Raw genomic sequence first — 4,211 nt, forward strand, 5'->3', positions numbered from 1 at the left:
ATGATGGTCCACGGCGGTAAAACCCTTTCACAGCAGGCGGTCGCGGCTCTCGATGAGGTCCGCCGCAAGGCCCAAAACCCCCCACATGCTAACAGGGGGGGTAGTTCGGGGCAAACACCTGATTTTCAATGTGAAAAGCAGGCCCCGAACGGCGTAAAACCGGCGGTTTGTGCCCCAAAGTGCCCCCCACCTTCGGAGAAGCGAAGGAAGGGCAAGAAAACCAGCCCGGTCATGGAAAAATGGCTGCAAACGGCGTGGTTTTTCGACTGGCTCACAATCACGTTGCCTAACGGGCGGAACGGCAAGGGCGAACGCCGCAGGGCTGACCCGTCGGAGGTTGCCGAGGCTGCCCGCTTAACGGGCACTGAACGCGTTGAGGCCATGCGTGTCATTCACTACGAGGACAGGATGGGCGAGGAAGAGGCAAGAGAGGCACGGGATGCCTTTTGTCTCTGGTCTGTGCTGGCTGGTCTGCACACTCAACGCGTGGGCAACGGGACGGACGGTTTCGCGGGTGCCTTGCATTACGCGGACTCACCCATTGATGAGGAACGCCGGGCTACGGTGCGGGCAGGGCATGCCAGAAACATGCCGAGCCTTGAAATACCCGGTGGTGATGGTCGTTGTGCGCTGCTGGCCCCGCAGGCCCTGAACGCCTTTGGTCCCTCCCTGCTGGCTCGTGCTGACGTGTCGATGGACCATAGCCAAGAGGGTTTGATGGACGCCTTGCTGGACTATGCCCGCCGCATGTCCAAGGCGTCCAAGATGGCGGCCCCGCGTGTCATCGAGAGCGACACGGGCCGGACCTTCTATTGGGGCAAGGGTGAGGCGTCCGTGAAGGTTTATCAGAAAGACCTTGAACGGGTGGCGGACGGCAAGTTGGCCATCGAGGACGCGGACCCGCATCTTGTGCGGGTTGAGTTCCGGTTTTCGCCCAAATCGGACAAGAAGGCCGGGGCCGCAGGTCTGGCACGGAATGGGGCGTGGCGTCTGCTGGGGACCGTCCATTGGGTTCGTAGCATGGTCGAGCAAATTGCGGCACTAATCGAAGTCGAGAAAGGGGCATCAATGGCAGTTCAGAGGGTCATCAAGGCGCCTGACGCTCGGACGGTCGAGGACAAGGCTGCATACGGTCTGGAGCAGTATGCCCGGACCTTCTGCAAGGCGGCGGTGTCACGCATCGTGGCCGAGAAGTTCGGCCACGATTGGATGGGGGCCGAGGTGTCGCCCGAGGAAGTCAGGGCCGCCGTGTTGGACATGGTGGCCGCACATCTGGACATGCACGGAACCGCTGAGGCGGTGGTGGTCCGGGCAGGTCTGGACGAGGCACGGGACGCCGAGGCCGAAGCCATGCGTGGTGCGGCCATTCTGGATTTCTGGATGGCCAGACAGCACAGGGCCGCCGAAGAGGCACAGAGTGGGCTTAAAGAGGCCGCTGCATCGGCACGGTTTGAGGCGGGTCAGGACGGGGACGGGGTATCGTCGTCCGGCGATGGGCGGGACGGTTCTGGCACGGTGTCGGCAACAGTTGCCGCATGACGGCCAAGGCCGAACATTCGGGCAATGGGGTGTCCGGTCTCTGACCGGGCACCGGACACCCGGTCAACAAGCCCGGCGGTGGTCGTTGCGATGAACACGGCGGCCCTCCGTGCCGTGTCGTATGCCGTCATGAGCCGGGTGCGGGTCTCCCTGACCTCCGCCAAGGCCCGGCCCCGGTTGCTGACCGGACGCCCGGCCCGGCGGTCAATCGCTTGGGCCGACACGCCCAGGTGAGGTTCCGGGGGGCGGTTGAGGACGGCGGCCAGTAAGTCATCACCTGCGGCCAAGGCGTCCTCATGCTGTGCGGCAAGGGTGCGGTGGTCAACCCGTGCGGTTGACCCGGCGGCCTCCAGTGCGGCGTTCTGGGCGGTCTCCCACGATGCCCGCAGGTTCTCGAGGAACGCCTTGTCGTTCAGGTCGCGGGCGGCACCCTTCGCCCATCCGTCCACGGTTGCCCCGTCGAAACGCCGCAGGGTGGTCATGATGTGGGCATGGGTGTTGCGGTCGTCGCCTTCGCGGCTCGGCTCGTGAATGGCGATGTCCGCGACGATGCCGGCGGCGGCCAGGTGGTCCCGTGCCCAGGTGCGGACAAGCCGGGCTTGGGCTTCGGCGTCCAGCTCGGCGGGAAGGGCCACGCGGATCTCACGCGAAAGCCGCGAGTTCTTCCGCGTCTCCTTCGCGTGGACGGCGTTCCAGAGGCTCGGGCGGTCGGTGGCCCAATCGGGGGCACCTTCGGGCAACTCCATGAAGGTTGCCCGGACGCCTCGCTTTCGGGTGTAGTCGTGCCGCGTCCCGGTGTCCGGGTCGGTCATGTCGGCCCCGGCCCGATATGCTGACGCGGCAACGGCTGACCGGCCATCGCTTCGCCCGATAATGGACGCGGACAGGTGATATATCGCCACGGCGGCCCCTCCTCTTTTTACCGTCGGAGACGCCCCATCGGCGAGATGACCCCCGGTAGGGCGCCCGAAACAAACTCCCCAGAGTTTGTGTAAGTGCGCCCTTCGGGTTCTTGAGAACTTCTTGCTTCGTTCCCTCTCCGTTCATATAGGCCCTATGAAGGAGGACGGAAAATGGCAAGAACTTCAGTAGAAAGGCAGTTAGAGCGGGCCAAAGAGGCCAAGGCGAGGGCAGAGGCCCAGATACGACAAGCCGGGGCAAAACTTCGGGCAGAGGACCGAAAAAAGGACGCACGGCGGAAAATCGTCCTGGGCGGTGCGGTTATCGGGCAAGCTGCAAAAGATCCTCAATGGGTCAAGGTGCTGCGGATGGCGATTGCCTCGATGCCAGAGAGAGACCGGGCACTGTTCGAGGGGTGGACACTTCCAAAGCCCGAGACCGTTTCGAAAGAGCAACCCGGCTGATTTGCTCGGTGCTCATTGGCAGGGCATTATTACCTCATGGGCAAAAGGAGCATTCCATGAGTGATTTAGAAATCGCGGTTTTCCCGAAAGAAGATGCCGGGGAGTTCCGCACCATCCTGAAAGAACAGGACATAAAATATTCGGAGCGAGCGTTCATCAGGGACTCGGCTGGCTCTGGTGGCATCACTTTTTTGGGTGAGTTCACGATGATGGCCACAACCCTCGGTCCGGCTGTGATTGGTGCTATCGGTGGATGGGTGGCTGCGAGACAAGGCCGAAAGGTCCGCGTCAAGATGGGCGATATTGAAGCCGAAGCGGGTAGCGTGGAACAGGTCAAGGAACTGCTGGCCTTGGTTCACAAGCAATCCGCTGGTGAGGCCAAAGGTGACGATGGGGGGTCAGGTTCGACCCAGTAGGCGGTCCAGCCAACCGGGCTGACGGGTCAAGGCTTGTGCCTGTGCCCGCCATTCATCCCGTTCTCTCTGCAAATCTTCGACGCGGGACAGGGCATCACTCAACCGGGCCTCGGCAACGGCGAGCCGTGCCAAGGTCTCCGGGGTGTCCGTTTGGGTGTCCGAAGGTGTGGCCGGTCCGTGTTCGGTCATAGACCGGTCATTGTCCGGCCTGTGACCGGCCCAACGGTCAAGGGCGTCCGGGTCAATCTGCCAGCGGTTCTCATTATCGCGTATAGCGGGCAAAGATTGGGACTTTAACGCCCTCATGATAGAGGAACGCCCGCAGCCCGCACGGGCCGCCGCCTGTTTTGGGGTCAGCATGTGGTCCATGACCGGACACTGTCCGAGTGATTCGCGTCGGTCAAGCCCAGGTGTGACGACTCGCGGCCTTTGTTTCGGATGGCTTCACCAGAAAAGGTATCTGGATACCGTGAAAGGAGATTGCGTCGATCGGTTGAAACGGGCCTTTTCCCTTTTTTTGTGAGGCAGGAAGGGGGAGGCGGCTTTGCCGCCGGGGGAAACCAGCAGGGTTTCACCTTTATGAAAGTTCAACGACAGAACGACATTAGGCGGGCGGAAGCGTGGAGACTTCAAATATCGGAACGGTTCCGCCCGCCGGGAATACTGCAGCACATCTTGGCCGCACATCGTCCAGCGGCATCAATATGTTGATTTTTCCGGATGTCGTTCATATGAAATGGAAAGGCTCCGGGATTAACCGGAGCCCTTAACCTGGACGAACGCTGTGATTTCGCGGTCCCCGCGTCGTCCTCAGAACTTTGGAGAGATATAGCCATGTCATTCGCAAGAATCAACATGCTTGAGACCGCGTCCACCCTCAACGGGAGACGCG

5 protein-coding genes are annotated in these 4,211 nt (G+C 61.8%); 3 read left to right on the top strand and 2 right to left on the bottom strand.

All coding sequences use genetic code 11. From position 1 onward, the window contains the following. Positions 1-231: 231 nt before the first annotated feature. The gene (locus tag BVG79_RS13350) at positions 232-1,539 is read left to right on the top strand and encodes a hypothetical protein (protein WP_157115763.1); all 1,308 of its coding nucleotides are present in this window, start codon (positions 232-234) and stop codon (positions 1,537-1,539) included. Here BVG79_RS13350 and mobQ read toward each other — a convergent pair. After that, entirely contained in the window at positions 1,461-2,441 is a 981-nt protein-coding gene (gene mobQ / locus BVG79_RS13355) for a MobQ family relaxase (RefSeq protein ID WP_198167946.1), read from the bottom strand. The genes BVG79_RS13350 and mobQ overlap by 79 nt on opposite strands. Before the next feature lie 171 nt (positions 2,442-2,612). Between mobQ and BVG79_RS13360 the strand changes: the two genes are divergently transcribed. After that, the gene (locus BVG79_RS13360; protein WP_085787623.1) at positions 2,613-2,903 is read left to right on the top strand and encodes a hypothetical protein; all 291 of its coding nucleotides are present in this window, start codon (positions 2,613-2,615) and stop codon (positions 2,901-2,903) included. A 56-nt stretch (positions 2,904-2,959) separates the two neighbouring features. After that, positions 2,960-3,319: a hypothetical protein gene (locus BVG79_RS13365; protein ID WP_085787624.1), complete on the top strand. Its 360-nt coding sequence runs from the start codon at positions 2,960-2,962 to the stop codon at positions 3,317-3,319. Here the strand turns inward: BVG79_RS13365 and BVG79_RS13925 are convergent. Next, entirely contained in the window at positions 3,302-3,688 is a 387-nt protein-coding gene (locus tag BVG79_RS13925) for a helix-turn-helix domain-containing protein (RefSeq protein ID WP_085787625.1), read from the bottom strand. The two genes, BVG79_RS13365 and BVG79_RS13925, sit on opposite strands and share 18 nt — an antisense overlap. Positions 3,689-4,211 lie beyond the last annotated feature (523 nt).

The sequence above is a fragment of the Ketogulonicigenium robustum genome (assembly GCF_002117445.1).
GTDB classification, from domain to species: Bacteria; Pseudomonadota; Alphaproteobacteria; order Rhodobacterales; family Rhodobacteraceae; genus Ketogulonicigenium; species Ketogulonicigenium robustum.

Bases quoted from the DNA above. Each gene is read 5' to 3' on its own strand.
- BVG79_RS13925 (WP_085787625.1), bottom strand. From the start codon at position 3,688: ATGGACCACATGCTGACCCCAAAACAGGCGGCGGCCCGTGCGGGCTGC.
- BVG79_RS13350 (WP_157115763.1), top strand. From the start codon at position 232: ATGGAAAAATGGCTGCAAACGGCGTGGTTTTTCGACTGGCTCACAATC.
- BVG79_RS13365 (WP_085787624.1), top strand. From the start codon at position 2,960: ATGAGTGATTTAGAAATCGCGGTTTTCCCGAAAGAAGATGCCGGGGAG.
- BVG79_RS13360 (WP_085787623.1), top strand. From the start codon at position 2,613: ATGGCAAGAACTTCAGTAGAAAGGCAGTTAGAGCGGGCCAAAGAGGCC.